At 40.0% G+C, this 16,396-nt stretch carries 16 protein-coding genes; 13 read left to right on the forward strand and 3 right to left on the reverse strand.

From position 1 onward, the window contains the following. The first annotated feature begins 47 nt into the window (after positions 1 to 47). The 8 genes from HMPREF2780_RS02565 (at position 48) to HMPREF2780_RS02600 (ending at position 7,818) form a co-directional block, all read left to right on the forward strand. Positions 48 to 977, forward strand: coding sequence for a tagatose-6-phosphate kinase (locus tag HMPREF2780_RS02565; protein ID WP_105026085.1), 930 nt, complete (start codon positions 48 to 50; stop codon positions 975 to 977). 3 nt (positions 978 to 980) lie between these two features. After that, complete coding sequence (lacD, locus tag HMPREF2780_RS02570; RefSeq protein ID WP_012130589.1) at positions 981 to 1,961, forward strand: tagatose-bisphosphate aldolase; 981 nt, start codon at positions 981 to 983, stop codon at positions 1,959 to 1,961. A gap of 196 nt (positions 1,962 to 2,157) precedes the next feature. Then, entirely contained in the window at positions 2,158 to 2,991 is an 834-nt protein-coding gene (locus tag HMPREF2780_RS02575) for a PRD domain-containing protein (RefSeq protein WP_105026086.1), read from the forward strand. A 45-nt stretch (positions 2,992 to 3,036) separates the two neighbouring features. Next, on the forward strand, positions 3,037 to 3,354 hold the full coding sequence (locus tag HMPREF2780_RS02580) for a PTS lactose/cellobiose transporter subunit IIA (RefSeq protein ID WP_002894735.1): 318 nt from the start codon (positions 3,037 to 3,039) through the stop codon (positions 3,352 to 3,354). Continuing rightward, positions 3,354 to 5,060 (forward strand): lactose-specific PTS transporter subunit EIIC, encoded by a 1,707-nt coding sequence (locus HMPREF2780_RS02585; RefSeq protein ID WP_045635123.1) that lies wholly within the window; start codon positions 3,354 to 3,356, stop codon positions 5,058 to 5,060. Before HMPREF2780_RS02580 ends, HMPREF2780_RS02585 begins: the two co-directional genes overlap by 1 nt. 94 nt (positions 5,061 to 5,154) lie before the next feature. Continuing rightward, a complete protein-coding gene (lacG, locus tag HMPREF2780_RS02590; protein WP_045635124.1) occupies positions 5,155 to 6,561 on the forward strand; it encodes a 6-phospho-beta-galactosidase in 1,407 nt (468 codons plus the stop codon). 119 nt (positions 6,562 to 6,680) lie between these two features. Further along, positions 6,681 to 6,899: a DUF3884 family protein gene (locus tag HMPREF2780_RS02595; RefSeq protein ID WP_260468330.1), complete on the forward strand. Its 219-nt coding sequence runs from the start codon at positions 6,681 to 6,683 to the stop codon at positions 6,897 to 6,899. Between the two features lie 16 nt (positions 6,900 to 6,915). Beyond that, on the forward strand, positions 6,916 to 7,818 hold the full coding sequence (locus HMPREF2780_RS02600) for an aldose 1-epimerase family protein (protein ID WP_105026088.1): 903 nt from the start codon (positions 6,916 to 6,918) through the stop codon (positions 7,816 to 7,818). Positions 7,819 to 8,244: 426 nt separating this feature from the next. Here HMPREF2780_RS02600 and HMPREF2780_RS02605 read toward each other — a convergent pair whose 3' ends face one another. The 3 genes from HMPREF2780_RS02605 to HMPREF2780_RS02615 all read right to left on the reverse strand — a co-directional run bounded on the left by HMPREF2780_RS02605 (position 8,245) and on the right by HMPREF2780_RS02615 (position 12,203). Further along, complete coding sequence (locus tag HMPREF2780_RS02605) at positions 8,245 to 9,441, reverse strand: ferredoxin reductase family protein (protein WP_061598726.1); 1,197 nt, start codon at positions 9,439 to 9,441, stop codon at positions 8,245 to 8,247. A gap of 157 nt (positions 9,442 to 9,598) precedes the next feature. Beyond that, positions 9,599 to 10,819: a DUF2974 domain-containing protein gene (locus HMPREF2780_RS02610; protein WP_105026089.1), complete on the reverse strand. Its 1,221-nt coding sequence runs from the start codon at positions 10,817 to 10,819 to the stop codon at positions 9,599 to 9,601. A gap of 124 nt (positions 10,820 to 10,943) precedes the next feature. Further along, positions 10,944 to 12,203: an NRAMP family divalent metal transporter gene (locus tag HMPREF2780_RS02615; RefSeq protein WP_048778340.1), complete on the reverse strand. Its 1,260-nt coding sequence runs from the start codon at positions 12,201 to 12,203 to the stop codon at positions 10,944 to 10,946. Positions 12,204 to 12,412: 209 nt separating this feature from the next. Here HMPREF2780_RS02615 and HMPREF2780_RS02620 point away from each other — a divergent pair, with 209 nt between their 5' ends. The 5 genes from HMPREF2780_RS02620 (at position 12,413) to HMPREF2780_RS02640 (ending at position 16,291) form a co-directional block, all read left to right on the forward strand. After that, the gene (locus HMPREF2780_RS02620) at positions 12,413 to 13,099 is read left to right on the forward strand and encodes a response regulator transcription factor (RefSeq protein ID WP_045773178.1); all 687 of its coding nucleotides are present in this window, start codon (positions 12,413 to 12,415) and stop codon (positions 13,097 to 13,099) included. Next, positions 13,083 to 14,063: a sensor histidine kinase gene (locus HMPREF2780_RS02625; RefSeq protein ID WP_061595962.1), complete on the forward strand. Its 981-nt coding sequence runs from the start codon at positions 13,083 to 13,085 to the stop codon at positions 14,061 to 14,063. The genes HMPREF2780_RS02620 and HMPREF2780_RS02625 overlap by 17 nt, the downstream gene beginning before the upstream one ends. Before the next feature lie 44 nt (positions 14,064 to 14,107). After that, positions 14,108 to 14,665, forward strand: coding sequence for a hypothetical protein (locus HMPREF2780_RS02630; protein WP_061595961.1), 558 nt, complete (start codon positions 14,108 to 14,110; stop codon positions 14,663 to 14,665). Between the two features lie 25 nt (positions 14,666 to 14,690). Then, positions 14,691 to 15,335, forward strand: coding sequence for a DUF6572 domain-containing protein (locus HMPREF2780_RS02635; RefSeq protein ID WP_048778347.1), 645 nt, complete (start codon positions 14,691 to 14,693; stop codon positions 15,333 to 15,335). A gap of 197 nt (positions 15,336 to 15,532) precedes the next feature. Next, positions 15,533 to 16,291 (forward strand): TraX family protein, encoded by a 759-nt coding sequence (locus HMPREF2780_RS02640; protein WP_061595960.1) that lies wholly within the window; start codon positions 15,533 to 15,535, stop codon positions 16,289 to 16,291. Positions 16,292 to 16,396 lie beyond the last annotated feature (105 nt).

A 16,396-nucleotide genomic window follows, 5' to 3' on the forward strand; every position in this document is an offset into this window, starting at 1 on the left:
TTGAAAAATGGGATCGTGGAGAGTACCACGACTAGTGAGGTAGCCAGATGATTCTTACAGTGACCATGAATCCTTCTATCGATATTTCCTATCCCTTAGAAGAATTGAAAATAGATACTGTTAATCGTGTTGCAGAAGCCAGTAAAACAGCAGGCGGAAAGGGTCTCAACGTAACCAGGGTCTTGGCAGAAATTGGAGATAATGTTGCTGCGACGGGCCTGATTGGTGGGACTAATGGAGAGTTCTTATTACAAAACCTTCATCCTAATGTTAGACAATGCTTTTATAACATTTCGGGAGATACGAGAAACTGTATTGCTATCTTACACGAAGGTAAGCAAACAGAAATCCTAGAAGCCGGTCCGACTATTACAGCGGATGAGGCAAATGGTTTTTTACATCATTTTAAATCATTAATGGAATCAGCTGAGGTAGTTAGTATCTCGGGAAGTCTACCAGCCGGTTTACCAGTTGAATATTATATTCAATTGGTTGAAATTGCTAATCAAGCTGGCAATAAGGTGGTGCTGGATTGCTCTGGAGCAGCTCTGGAAGCTGTGCTCAAATCAGATGTGAAACCAACTGCCATCAAACCTAATAACGAGGAACTTTCTCAGTTATTGGGTCGCGAAATTTCCAAAGATTTGGATGAGTTAAAAACTGTCCTTTCAGAACCGCTATTTGAAGGAATCGAGTGGATCATCGTATCACTCGGTGCAGATGGCGCTTTTGCAAAACATGGTGATACTTTCTACAAAGTAGATATTCCTAAAATCCAAGTGGTCAATCCAGTTGGCTCTGGTGACTCAACTGTTGCAGGGATTTCTTCAGCTTTGAGTCATCAAGCAGATGCTGTCTCTCTGCTCAAAAAAGCAAATGTTCTGGGCATGCTCAATGCCCAAGAAAAAATGACTGGACATGTCAATGTCTACAATTATGATAATTTATATAATCAAATCACAGTAAAAGAGGTATAAAGAATGGTATTAACAGAACAAAAACGCAAGTACATGGAAAAACTTTCTGACGAGAATGGGATCATCTCAGCTCTTGCCTTTGACCAACGTGGTGCTTTGAAACGCCTCATGGCTCAATACCAAACAGAAGAACCAACAGTAGCTCAAATGGAAGAACTGAAAGTTTTGGTCGCAGAAGAGCTAACTCCTTATGCTTCATCTATGTTGCTAGATCCTGAGTACGGACTGCCTGCTACTAAAGCTTTGGACAAGAATGCTGGCTTGCTATTGGCCTATGAAAAGACAGGCTATGATACTTCAAGCACCAAGCGCCTGCCAGACTGTCTGGATGTTTGGTCTGCAAAACGTATTAAAGAACAAGGTGCAGATGCAGTGAAATTCCTTCTTTACTATGATGTAGACAGCTCTGAAGAACTCAATCAGCAAAAGCAGGCTTATATCGAGCGTGTGGGTTCAGAGTGTGTGGCAGAAGATATTCCATTCTTCCTTGAAATCTTGGCTTACGATGAAAAAATCGCTGACGCAGGTTCTGCAGAATATGCCAAAGTAAAACCACACAAGGTTATCGGTGCCATGAAGGTCTTCTCAGACCCACGTTTCAATATTGATGTCTTGAAAGTGGAAGTTCCAGTCAATGTTAAATATGTTGAAGGCTTTGGCGATGGTGAAGTGGTGTATACTAAAGAACAAGCAGCTGCCTTCTTCAAGGAACAAGATGAGGCAACAAACTTGCCATACATCTACTTGAGTGCTGGTGTATCTGCGAAACTTTTCCAAGAAACACTTGTGTTCGCTCATGAGTCAGGTGCTAACTTTAACGGCGTTCTTTGCGGACGTGCGACTTGGGCTGGCAGTGTCAAAGACTACATTGAGCAAGGTGAAGAAGCAGCTCGCAAGTGGCTTCGTACAACAGGATTTGAAAATATTGACGAACTCAACAAGGTTCTTCAAAAAACAGCTACTTCTTGGAAAGAAAGAGCCTAAAATTTGTTAAAAAATAAATGAAGTAAGGGTTTACATTCTGAGACTGATATGCTATAATGAAGTCAGAAATTGAATAGGGTGAGCGTTACTAAGCTGGATTAGGCGTGACCGCAAATAAATTGAGGGAAGATATAGCCTTAGTTTGTTTGTGGTCTTTTTGTTTTGCCAGAACCCTAGAAAATGAAGAGGAGGAGATATGTATCGAATCATACATCCTATGAACAACAATGTTGCTCTAGCTAAACATGAAAATGGTGAAGAGGTTGTTCTGATTGGCAGTGGCATAGCTTTTAATAAAAAGAAGGGTGACATCGTTCTGGAAAGTAAGATTGAGAAAATCTTTCGCCTAAGAACGGAAGAGTCTAAAGAAAACTTTGTGGCCTTGCTCAAAGATGTTCCGCTGGACTTTATCACAGTGACTTATGATGTGATTGATACCCTTTCTAAGAAGTATAATTACCCTGTCCAGGAGTATATCTATGTCACGCTGACGGATCACATTTACTGTTCTTATCAGGCTGTGCAGCAGGGCAGGTACAAGGAGAGTGACCTGCCGGATGCTTCGGATAAATACCCTGTTCCTTATCAGATTGCTCAGGAAGCCTTAGCGATATACCGCGAGAGGTTGTTGGATAATTTTCCTAGCGACGAGGTCAATCGCATTGCTTATCACTTTATCAATGCTGAAGGGGAGACCAATCCTGAGGGACAAAGCCATTTGGACAGGCGAAAAGATATTCTGGCTGCAGTTGAAGCAGAGCTGAAGAAAAATGGCATTAAAAGAAGTGCAGAAAACAGCAACTTTTATGACCGTTTTATGATTCACCTGAACTACTTTTTGGACTATCTGGACAGAAGCCGTGATGACAATGTTTCCCTGTTGGAAATGGAAAGTCAGATCCAGATGACCTACCCTCAAGCCTATCAGGTCGGAAGCGATATTTACCAAATCATTGCCCAGAAGACGGGAATCGATCTCTACCGCAGCGAACGAGTCTACCTGGTGCTGCATATCCAACGCCTTTTATAATAGAAAATAATAAAATTTCACACAAGAATACAAGGAGGAACTCTCATGAATAGAGAAGAAGTAACATTGCTCGGTTTTGAAATTGTTGCCTACGCTGGTGACGCTCGCTCCAAGCTCCTAGAAGCTTTGAAAGCCGCAGAGGCTGGGGATTTTGCTAAGGCAGATGCCTTAGTAGAAGAAGCCAATGGCTGCATCGCTGAAGCTCACCATGCTCAGACCAGTCTCTTGACAAAAGAAGCTGCTGGTGAGGACTTGGCTTACAGTGTGACTATGATGCACGGCCAAGATCACTTAATGACTACTATCTTGCTAAAAGACATGATGCACCATTTGATTGAACTATACAAAAGAGGAGTAAAATAATGAATAAACTCATCGGACTTATTGAGAAAGGGAAGCCTTTCTTTGAGAAGATTTCTCGGAATATCTATCTCCGCGCTATTCGGGATGGCTTTATCGCTGGTATGCCAGTCATCCTCTTCTCATCTATCTTTATCTTGATTGCCTATGTGCCAAATGCTTGGGGCTTCCACTGGTCTAAGGATATTGAAACTTTCCTAATGACCCCTTATAGCTATTCGATGGGGATTCTGGCTTTCTTTGTGGGTGGGACCACTGCTAAGGCGCTGACAGACTCTGTCAACCGCGACCTGCCTGCGACAAATCAGATTAACTTCTTGTCTACTATGCTAGCTTCTATGGTCGGCTTCCTCCTCATGGCAGCTGAGCCTGCCAAGGAAGGTGGCTTCCTGACTGCCTTCATGGGAACCAAAGGTCTTTTGACAGCTTTCATCGCAGCCTTTGTTACGGTTAATGTCTACAAGGTTTGTGTGAAAAATAATGTCACCATTCGTATGCCAGAAGAAGTTCCACCAAATATCTCGCAAGTATTTAAAGACTTGATTCCATTTACTGTCTCAGTCGTTCTGCTCTACGGTTTGGAACTGCTTGTTAAAGCAAGTCTGGGAGTGACGGTTGCTGAATCCATCGGAACACTTCTCGCTCCGCTTTTCTCAGCGGCAGATGGCTATCTGGGAATCACACTTATCTTTGGTGCTTATGCTTTCTTCTGGTTTGTGGGAATTCACGGTCCGTCTATCGTTGAGCCTGCCATTGCTGCCATTACTTATGCCAATATTGATGCCAACTTGGCTCTGGCTCAAGCTGGTCAGCATGCGGATAAGGTCATCACTTCTGGTACTCAAATGTTCATCGTTACCATGGGTGGTACTGGTGCGACCTTGATTGTTCCATTCCTCTTTATGTGGATCTGTAAGTCAGAGCGTAACCGTGCAATTGGACGAGCGTCTGTTGTCCCAACTTTCTTCGGTGTTAATGAGCCCATTCTCTTTGGTGCTCCAATCGTACTGAATCCGATTTTCTTCATTCCGTTTATATTTGCACCTATCGTAAACGTATGGATTTTCAAATTCTTTGTTGATACTTTGAACATGAACTCCTTCTCAGCAAACCTTCCTTGGGTGACTCCTGGACCACTGGGAATTGTGCTGGGGACCAACTTCCAACTTCTGTCCTTTGTTCTTGCAGTCCTTCTTGTTGTAGTGGATGTGGTTATTTATTATCCATTTGTCAAGGTTTATGACGAACAAATCCTAGAAGAAGAACGTTCTGGTAAAGCTAATGATGCTCTAAAAGAAAAAGTAGCAGCTAACTTTAACACTGCTAAAGCGGATGCTATCCTTGAAAAAGCAGGAGTGGATGAAGAAGCTCCAGCGCAAAACAATATTAGCGAAGAAACCAATGTTCTGGTGCTCTGTGCAGGTGGTGGTACTAGTGGATTACTGGCCAACGCTTTGAATAAAGCAGCAGCTGAATACAATGTTCCTGTCAAAGCAGCAGCGGGTGGCTACGGTGCTCACCGTGAAATGTTGCCTGAGTTTGACCTAGTTATCCTTGCCCCTCAAGTTGCCTCTAACTTTGAAGATATGAAGGCGGAAACTGATAAATTGGGGATTAAGCTGGCTAAGACTGAAGGAGCCCAATACATCAAACTAACCCGCGATGGTAAAGGAGCACTGGCCTTCGTTCAGGAGCAATTCAACAACTAAATCTATTTATTTGAGATGAAGCAAAGTTCAAGTCCCCTGTTACTTACCTATTTACTTACTTGTTTCACCTCAATGCTATTGAAAGGAAAATAAGATGACAAAAAGCTTACCTAAAGATTTTATTTTCGGTGGTGCAACAGCGGCCTATCAAGCTGAGGGAGCAACCCACACAGATGGAAAAGGACCTGTTGCCTGGGATAAATACCTAGAAGACAACTACTGGTATACAGCAGAACCTGCCAGCGACTTTTACCACAAATACCCTGTGGATCTGAAATTGGCTGAAGAGTATGGTGTCAATGGTATTCGGATTTCCATTGCCTGGTCACGGATTTTCCCGACGGGCTATGGCGAGGTCAATCCAAAAGGTGTGGAATTTTACCATAATCTTTTCGCAGAATGCCACAAGCGTCATGTAGAACCTTTTGTGACCCTTCACCACTTTGATACACCAGAGGCTCTTCATTCAAATGGCGATTTCCTCAATCGGGAAAATATTGAGCACTTTGTGGACTATGCAGCTTTCTGTTTTGAAGAATTTCCAGAAGTTCGCTATTGGACAACTTTCAATGAAATTGGCCCCATTGGTGATGGTCAGTACTTAGTTGGAAAATTCCCCCCAGGTATTCAGTATGACTTGGCCAAGGTTTTCCAATCTCATCACAACATGATGGTCTCTCATGCCCGTGCCGTTAAGCTTTATAAGGACAAGGGATACAAGGGTGAAATCGGTGTCGTTCATGCACTTCCTACAAAATATCCTTTCGATCCAGAAAATCCAGCAGATGTCAGAGCAGCAGAGTTGGAAGATATTATCCATAACAAGTTTATCCTAGATGCGACTTATCTGGGGCACTATTCAGATGTAACTCTGGCAGGAGTAAATCATATCCTTAAGGTCAATGGTGGTCAGCTGGATCTACGAGATGAAGACTTTGCGGCTTTAGAAGCAGCTAAAGACCTCAATGACTTCCTCGGCATCAACTACTATATGAGTGATTGGATGCGCGACTTTGACGGTGAAACAGAAATTATCCATAACGGAAAAGGCGAAAAGGGAAGCTCCAAGTACCAGATTAAGGGTGTAGGGCGCAGAGAATCTCCAACCCATATTCCGAAAACCGATTGGGATTGGATTATCTATCCGCAAGGTCTTTATGATCAGATCATGCGGATTAAGAAAGATTATCCAAACTACAAGAAAATCTATATCACGGAAAATGGTCTGGGTTATAAAGATGAATTTGTGGACAATACAGTTTACGACGATGCTCGGATTGATTACGTCAAGCAACACTTGGAAGTTTTATCCGATGCGATTGCGGACGGGGCTAATGTCAAGGGCTACTTTATCTGGTCTCTGATGGATGTCTTTTCTTGGTCTAACGGTTATGAAAAACGCTACGGCTTATTCTACGTAGACTTTGAAACTCAGGAACGCTATCCGAAGAAATCCGCTCACTGGTATAAGAAACTAGCTGAAACACAAATGATTGAATAGAAAGTAAAGCCGTTAGAGTTGAACTCTCTCGGCTTTTCGAAAAGAGGTAAGCCATGCTTGAAAAAACAAAGAGTTTACTAAAAGCAGTATCAGGTTCTCTATATAAAAAAGTTTAAATTATTAATTTTGAACGATGTTCTCAAGCACCTCGGATTAAAAAAACGGAACTTATTTTTATTGGAGATTGGTTCGTATCAGAAGGTTTAGAAGGGATTTGCTATTCTAAGTTGACTATTGATAGTTTTGAGTACATGTTTCTAAGTTTAGTTGAGGAATCTGATAGAAGTTTGGTTAGTTTTGATGTAGATATAATATCTTATAAAAAGGATAAATATTAAAAAGAGAGGTAAAAATATGGTACTAGAGTTATCAAATGATTTTCTAAAAGTTCAATTTAAGGAAAAGGGTGGAGAATTATCTTCCATAAAAGATAAGGATGGCGTGGAATATTTATGGCAGGGAAATCCTGAATATTGGGGAGGACAGGCTCCTGTCTTATTTCCTAACTGTGGTAGTGTCCGTGATGATGCTCCTCTCTTTATTATGGGAGATGAAGGAGTTATAGAAGGCCATCTTCCTCGTCATGGTTTAGTTAGAAAGAAAGATTTTGAGCATAAGATAATAAATGACCATCAAATTATGTTTTCAATTGAAAGTAATTCGGAAATGTTAAAACAATATCCTTATCCTTTTCGTTTAAGTATATTTTATACTTTAGATAAATCTAAGATTGAAGTAGAATACTTAGTTGAGAACTTAGGATTAAATCAAGATATGCCTTATTTCATAGGCGCGCACCCGGGTTTTAATTGTCCCTTATTTGAAAATGAACGGTATGAAGATTATTATCTCGAGTTTGAAAAGGAAGAAAATTGTAGTATTCCAGCATCATATCCCGAGACGGGATTACTTGACATAAAAAGCCGTTCGCCTTTTTTAAATAAAGAAAAAGTATTAGCTTTAGATTATGATCTATTTTCAAAGGATGCAATTACTTTGGATAAGCTGGCTTCTCGTTCGGTAACATTAAAGTCTAAAAATCATAATAAAGCAGTAAAAATTGATTTCCAAGATTTTCCATATTTAATTTTGTGGTCTACTGCGAATAAAGGGCCGTTTATTGCAATTGAACCATGGGGAGGCTTATCTACATCAAAAGAAGAATCTGTATTTTTTAATTACAAGGAAAATGTAACTTTTATTGAGCCTGAAATGTCTGATTATAAAACTTATTCCATTGAGATAACAGAAATTTAAACGAATAATGGATAAAAAGTACTTGCTTTATTAGATTAGTAGGTAAAAAATCTGTAAAGGTATCGTTGGGAGGGGGATTATTATGTCGTTTCAAAAGTTACTCCAAGACACTATTTATAATGTATTGTTTGCCAAGATAAGCTAGTATATTTATGAATGTAGAGAATCATTGGATGTATCCACGTATTTGATTTGAAAACAAAAATATATTGGGTTGGATGATTTTGCTATTAAAAGCATAGCTGTAAACAATAAAGATGAGGATTTCATTGTTTCGGATTTACTTGTTATAGGTTATTTAGAGATTGCTGGATATTCTAAATATGGCGTAGACCTCCCAATCTGTATCTTGATTCAGCTCCGTCCATTACTAGACAATAAAATATCAGGAGCAACAATAAGGTTGCTCCTGATGTTTTATACTCTTTATTTAAACTTAAAGCCTTCATAGACCAGATCTGCTTTAGGATTGGTCTTTTTAAATTCATTGGCTAGTTTATCCATCATCTTGACAGGTCCGCACATGAAGACCGTAGTTTTGTCGTCCAGAGGATAATTCTTGAAGTCTAAATAGCCGGAGACCTTGCTATCGACCAAATGAAGGTCAAACTGCGGATTCTTGGCTGCATAGTCTTTGAGCAGGTCTAGGTAAACAGCATTTTCAGCTCCAGTGTAAGCATAGTAGAAGCTGACTGGACGATTCAGATTAGGATTTTCACGGATATAGGAAATGAAGGGTGTAATGCCAATCCCACCAGCAATCCAAAACTGCTTTTCCTGCCCTTGGTCAAGAATCATGTGACCATAAGCTCGGTCAATGGTGACCTTGGTTCCCTCTTGGATCTTGTCATAAAGTTTCTTAGTGTGATCGCCAGAGTTCTTGATAGTAAAGAAGACGATATTGTCATGGCCTCCAGAGATAGAGAAGGGGTGTGGCGCTTTTTCAAATCCCTCTTGGAAAATCTTGACGAAGGCAAACTGACCGTACTGGTAGTCTAGTTTTTGACTGAGCTGGATCTTCAGCTCCACGGTATCGTGGTTCAGTTGTTTGACCTGCAGGATTTTCCCCAGATGACGAAAGGCCAAACTTTGATAGAGGAAGATGATGTAAAAGCCAGAAGCTAAACCGATGATAGCATAGAATCCGACTACGAAGCCCAGCAAGGTCGGTGTTAGGAGTCGACCGCCCATCAGCATATAGGCGTGGAAGAGACCAAAGATATAAGCCAGATACACAAAACGGTGAATCCAGCGCCAAGCCTCATACTTGATGTGCTTGCCAAGATAGGCCACCAGAACAATGCTGACAAAGAGATAGATGCCGACATTACCAAGCTGGGCTGCCAGATGAGAGCCCCAGAGACTGCCACCCATGGCAACATTGTGGAGAGCGAGCAGAACGACGGAAAAGATAGCTGTAAACTTATGATAAGCGTACATATTTTCGATGCCATGGAACCATTTTTCCAATAGAGCATTCCGAGTCGCAAGTAAAAAGGTCAAGGAAAGGGTTGTTAAGGCCAGACCGGGTACGATAAAGTTGGTCATCCCAGCTGAAGCCCAAGCATAGATAGTCAAGAGTATGCTGACAGTAATAAGGGCAAGTCCTTTGATAGATTTCATAGTTTGTGTCCTTTCTAAAAATATCACTAATTAGTTGTAATGTATTTTGTTACATTTTAACAAAGAAAAAACAAGCTGTCAAGGACAAGCTTGTTTCGTTTTTAGGATGGATAGGTCAAGTCTATTGTTAGATAAGATAGAGAGCACTTTTGCGATGTTACTCTTGAACATCTGAGGTGGTGTCTTCCGTTTTGTCAGTATCAGACTGGCCGAAAGGAAGCTGCTTACTCCAGCGTGATAGATTTTCTCGGATATCTTTGCCAATTTCAGAAAGGTTAGGTAGGCTAATATCGTCCTTCCAGCTTTGGACTCGCATATCTACTAAAAGACTAGTGAGTCGTGTCAGCATTTCTCTTTCCTCATCCGATAATGCGTTGGCGTTTTTAAAAATCTCTAAAACTTTTCTAACGTTTGAAATCTTAGAGAAATCATCAATAGAAGTGATACCGGCATCTAGTACAAGTCCGAAGAACAAATCAAAGAAATCTTTTAATTCTTCGTCAGATGTACTTCTTACCCAATTCTTCAATGTTTTATCCGTCTGGAGGCTATCTGGATTTAAGCTGTCTAGGAGGACAAAGCTGTCTCCCTCAATCTGCCATGAAAAAGTATCGTGTTGAGCTAGACCTCCTAGGGCAGTGCTTTTGACAATTGCCATCTGTTTAGGAATTTCTAACATCATGCCCACAATAGAACCTTGTGGAATGTAATGCTGGATTTTATTGGCAATTGCCTTATAACCATCGCTTTCAATGATGGCTTTGTTAAGGCCAGGAGCATCATAACTATAGATCTTTTTAATACGCTCCTGCAAGAGAGGATTAACTTGACTAGCAGCGTAAGCAGCCAAGTTCCCTCCCTTGGAGTGCCCAGTCAAGATGAAGTCTCCATCAAGCTCTCTGAGAACTTCTTTTAAGTATTTCTTGGCATTTTTTTGGGCTGGAACCCGATCCATATAGGTCATATGGAAGTCTTCTTTCCAACCAATGATAGAGTCATCGGTTCCTCTGTAGGCTAGGACGTAAGTGGCAGGTTTAGACTGAATACAGTATACTAGGGCAGCAAATTGTTTTTCAATCTCCAAGTCAATGTCGTTTATAAAGCCCATTAGTTTAATATTCTTAAAACGTTTAGTTTGGGAGGCTTTTTCAAGTAGTTTAAGACGGTTGCGGGTATGCATCATAGATTGTTCTTGAGGGTAATTTTCAGCAATGTCTTGTAGCCGCTTGCTTTTATCTAGATCCAGATCGCTTGCGACAAGTCCGTCAAAAGAAAGGTAGGCTAATTCTGTTAGGATGAGCAGGTCAAGTTCATTAAAGGGACGGTCATAGATATTATCATACTGCGTATCATCTAGGTACTTAAAAATATTTTCCATTTGTCTATCTCCTAGGAATCCATATATAGATAGTATATCATAAGCTAGAAGGGTTTGGTGGAAGGAGACAAAAAAGAACAGAGGACAAAAGCTTAACTTTTGAGCCATCTGCTCTTTCTTTTATTTAGTAGGCCTTACCAATCACTAATGCATAGATAAAGAAGAAAGCAAAACCAAAGAGGAAAATAAGACCGAGGATAGAGAGTGCTTTCAACCATTTTGCTAGGTTTTTATTTTCACCTGTAACTAGAAGGTAGTTCAATAGGGCAAAAAATGGAGTAGTTAAGAAGGATGCAATCATAGCAAATCTTAGCATAGGTGCAACGCTTCCTTGGAAGAAATAAATGATGATACCACCGATGATAGAAGTAGCAGTCATCCAAATATTCAGCTCTTTTTGTGAGATTTCTTTTTTCTTGAAAAGAAGGCGAAGAGACTCAGCATTGACGCGAGAGTAGCCGTCGATGACTGTGATTACAGTTCCAAATATACACAGAAAAGCGATAAAGGTAATCAAGAAGCGTGACCAATCCCCAAGAACAGAAGCATACATTCCCACGAATTGTTGGATGTAGGCTGCTCCAGCTGCTTGGACTTCCTGCCCAGTTGGGTATTGGATTAAAGCGCCCATGGCGACGAAGAAAACAGCTAAAATAGCAGTCCCGATGAAACCAACGTTGAAGTCAAAGAGACCATCCTTGATAGAGATGTCAACTGTTTTTCCTTTTTCGGCAGTCCAGAGGGAATTGATGGCAGAGATTTCAATTGGAGCTGGCATCCAACCCATAAGAGATACGATAAATGGTAAAGCAGTCATTTGCCAAGGAGTTTTTTCAACAAAATCAGCACCATATTCAGGATGCTCAATGATTGCAACGATGACAGCTAGGACTGTAGCGAGAGTCAAAGCAGACATAATCCATTTGGCCAGTCCGTCAAGGAATTTGTAGCCTCCAAAGAGAAGCATAGCCCAAATGATAACGATCAAAATTAGGGACCATTGGGTGATACTTAGGCCTAGAGCATTAGGAAAGGCACTTGCTACGATAGCAGCACACAAAATCCCAACAGCAGCAGTGTTGACTAAGGCAGAGAAAACATTGAGGATAAAGAAAATACCCAAGTAGATCTTTCCTTTTTCAGCGTAGCCTTCTACCAAGTTTTTTCCTGTTTCTAGTGTATACTCAGCACCAAACCGGAAAAATGGATACTTAAAAAGGTTGGCAAGAATGACGAGCAAGAGAAGGGACCAGCCATACATGGCACCTGCTTGAGCAGATGAAACGATATGAGAGCCACCAACCGCAGCAGAAGCCATAAGGATCCCTGGTCCTAAGGCTTTTATTTTTGACTGCCAGGTAGATGTTTGAGTTTGTTCAATCATAATAATCTCCTTTTCGTACAAAGAATGAATTTTCAGATAATTCCGAATGTTCTGTTATTCTATCAATTTACAAAGAAAATGTCAACAAATTTTCGGAAAATACTTGAAATCTCATGAAAAACGTCTGATTTTTGTCTCATCAAGAGAACTTCTGTGAATTGCTAAAGAATTTGGTATAATAGCTATAAATAATTTTGAGCGAGGCGAAAATGCATAAGATTATGTTAGTAGAGGATGATCCAGTCATCCGTCAAATGATTAAAAAGATGTTGGAACAATGGGGCTATCAAGTTTTTGCGGTTGAAGATTTTATGGAGGTTTTAACTCTTTTTGTTAAGGAGGAACCTCAGCTGGTCTTGATGGATATTGGTCTGCCCCTCTTTAATGGCTATCATTGGTGCCAGGAGATTCGCAAGATTTCAACGGTTCCAATCATGTTTTTATCTTCACGAGATCAGGCTATGGATATCGTCATGGCTATCAATATGGGTGGTGATGACTACGTGACCAAGCCTTTTGATAACAATGTTTTTCTGGCCAAGGTGCAAGGACTGTTGCGTCGCTCTTATGAGTTTGGTACAGATCAAAATCTCCTAGAACACAGAGGCGTGATTTTAAATCTCAAGTCTATGGACTTGATGTATAATGGTCAGGTCATTACACTGACTAAGAATGAATTCCAGATTTTACGTGTTTTATTTGAGCGAGCAGGCAGCATAGTTGAGAGGGAAGATTTGATGAAAGAGCTATGGAACAGCGATTTCTTTATTGATGATAATACCCTATCGGTCAATGTTGCTAGGCTCCGGAAAAAACTGGAAGAAACGGGTCTCAAGAACTTTATTGAGACGAAAAAAGGGATTGGATACGGTCTGACAAATGGACACACGGAATAAGTTTTTCTTTATCAAATATTATATTTACTCAAGACGCTATTTTTTATTGCAGTTCTTGCTGTTTTTTGGTTTGTTACTATTTTTTAGTTTTATATTTGAAGATAGTCGTGTAGTTCTTCAGTATATTTTTACTCTTTTACTGGTTTTGGGGATTCTGACTCTTTCTATAGATAGTTTGATAGCCTATAAGAACTATCACAATCAGCTACTTTATGGACAGGGACAGACCCAAACAGCTGTAGAAGCTCTGCTATTTGAAAAGATTCAAAAAATGGAAGCTGAAAAAAAGAGTCAATCAGTCCTAGAACGAGAGCGTTACAACGACTTGATGGACTACTATACCCTCTGGGCCCACCAGATTAAGACGCCTATTGCGGCAGGATCGTTATTGGTGCAGGACTTGACAGATCCAGATGCCAAGAAGCAACTGGGTCAAGAGTTTTTCAAAATCGAATCTTATGTCAACCTAGTCCTTCAATATCTACGCTTGGAAAGTTTCCATGACGACCTCGTCTTGAAGAAGGAAAATCTGGAGGATTTGGTCAAGGAAGTAGTCAAAAAATATGCTCTTTTCTTTATCCAGAAAGGTTTGACACTGAACTTGCACGATTTGGATCGAACTATTGTGACAGACAAAAAATGGTTTATGATTATCTTGGAGCAGGTCTTATCTAATAGCCTCAAGTATACCAAGGAAGGCGGAATTGAAATCTTCTGCCAAGATGACGTTCTTTACCTGAAAGATACTGGTTTGGGGATTAAGGACAGTGACATTATGCGGGTCTTTGAAAGAGGTTTTTCAGGCTATAATGGTCGCCTGACTCATCAATCATCTGGATTAGGACTTTATTTATCAAAAAAAATATCCGATCAACTGGGTAATTCCTTGTCATTAGATTCCCAAGTCGGTCAAGGCACTATAGTAAAAATCGGACTAGCGGAAAAACGCTTGGCGATTGATTGAGGTGAAGGTTAGGAGAAAGTTTCAACTGAAAGGTAAGTGAAAATGTGAAATCAATCATTAATTTAGGAATATGGAACAATAAAAAATACCATTTTGATTGGGAAAATAAGATCCTAATGGAGGAGACTTCTACTCCAAGTAACTGGTATTACGTCTGGGTCCCCATCACTTTATTCCTTATAGATAAAATTTCTGCTCTAATCACTCAAATTGGTTTATTGGAAAATATGTGGATCAGGGTATTTTTGGTCGTTTTCCTGAGTCTACCAGCTTATTTTTCAGCAAAGTTAATAATCCGCTATTATCATTCTAGTCTAAAATTAAAAAGATCAGAGTTAGAAGGTGCTCAAAAAGAAGCATTTATTAAGGGATTAAAAAGACGAAAAGTTTTTTTGCAACTTATGCTATCTTTTTTCATCATTACAACTCCAATTTCCGTGGCTTTATTTATTATAGAGAAAGAAGTCAAGGCAGTGATCTTTTGCTTCCTCTGTCTATTAGTAATCTTCATGTTCAGATTTGACTATCAACTTAGAAAATGGCCAACGATCATGCAATTACTTGTGGGAGAAAAGAAGGTCAGGGAGAGAAACATTTCATAAGAGAAAGAACTGGGGGAGTGGTAGTATGAGTCAAATAAAAGGAAATGGGTTTATTATAACTGAAGAAAATGGTTGTTATACAATGTCCTGGATGACAGGAGGGCATCAAGAAAGAGAAGTTACTTATCCAGTTAGTAAAGAATTAGTAGACAAGGCTTTGAGATCCGAACAAGATGCTTATGAGGTGGAACTATTCTTAGAAACTGGAGAATGGGTGACTAAGGAAAGTAAGGAAATAGCTATGCAAAGTTATTTTAGATCAACACCCACTCGTATTTTAGTAAATCCGTCGTCAGTGGAACGGCTATTTTCTAATCAAGAATTTGAAGAATTGTTACATAAAGCCATCTCTTCAGAACTAAATCCAACTGAACTTGATGCTATTGGCACTGTTGATAATCATTTGGAGCTTCTCCTAGCGGACCCAGTTGGCTGGCAGGAAGAAATAGAGGCAGTCCATCTGGAAATTCTGCAAGAAAAACTCAATAATTATATCTACTTCCTCGAAAGCAAACAGTATGTGGAACGATACGGTGATAAGTTTGATAAAAAAGTCATCCATATCACATTCCAGTATTCCCCATCTGATAATGGTCTAGCCTTTCTAGCGGCAGTTCAGAAAGTGTTACAACCTACAGATATGAGCTTGAAGGTAGAATTGCCGGAGTAAAAAAGAGAGCGAGGAATATAGACCGGCGAGTCCAAGGCATACTTTCTCTCGAGAAAGCAGAAATTTTCCTCCACATCATAACTTTCTCCTAACCTTACAAATTTGTAAGGTTTTTCTTTTGAATTGAAAGGTTATGTTATGGCAGGTGTTCTTTAATTTTTATAAGATAAGACTATAAAAGAAAAAGGAGAAAGAAAATGAAAAAAGGGAATGGCCTCAATGGCTTTCAAATAAAACTAATCATGGCACTTTTAATGGTTTTGGATCACGTTGATAAGATTCCTGGCTTACTACCAGCTGGATGGGATGGTATCTTTCATGCAGTGACCCGCTGTGTAGGAGTCTGGTTCGCCTTTGCGGCAGTAGAGGGTTTTATTCACACGCGCAACCGCATTACATATAATCTTCGTCTCTTTTTCTGGGCGGGGCTCATGTTCTTTGGAAATGTAATTTTAAATTTTCTTTTACAGTCAAAAGAAATACACAACTCCAATAATATATTTTTAACACTAGCTTGTGGTGTTTTGAGTTTGGGGATTTTCTTTGGATTTTCTAAAGAGAAACTTGAACTTAATGGGCGTGATAAATGGATCCGTTATGGCTTAGGCGCAGTAGTCTTTCTAGTAGCTGCTTTCTTGACAGAAGGTGGTATGGTCATGATCCCCTTTATGCTTATCACCTATGGGTGCAGAAAGAACAAAGTTTTACGTAATCTACTTTACCTTGCTCTAGCTTTTCTGCTGTTTGTCATGAGTATCGAAGTTTATCCAAGCTTGTCAGAAACCCTTTCGATGATGCTCTATAATTCGGACTGGCTCTTTATCACTGTCTTACCTTTTCTTTATCTCTACAATGGCGAGCGCGGTTATACCAGTAAGTGGAGCAAATATTTCTTCTACATTTTCTATCCGGCCCATCTGTGGTTGATTGCTTTAATAGCCTTTTGGGTAAAATAGGGCTCATTCCATCTTACAAAAGTGTAAGATTCCTTTCTGGATTGTAAGGTTAGGTTATGGAAAGCCGAGTACAAATTCGGTAGAATAAGATTATCAAAAGAAAGA

The sequence above is a fragment of the Streptococcus sp. HMSC062B01 genome, from assembly GCF_001811085.1.
Taxonomy (GTDB): Bacteria; Bacillota; Bacilli; order Lactobacillales; family Streptococcaceae; genus Streptococcus; species Streptococcus gordonii.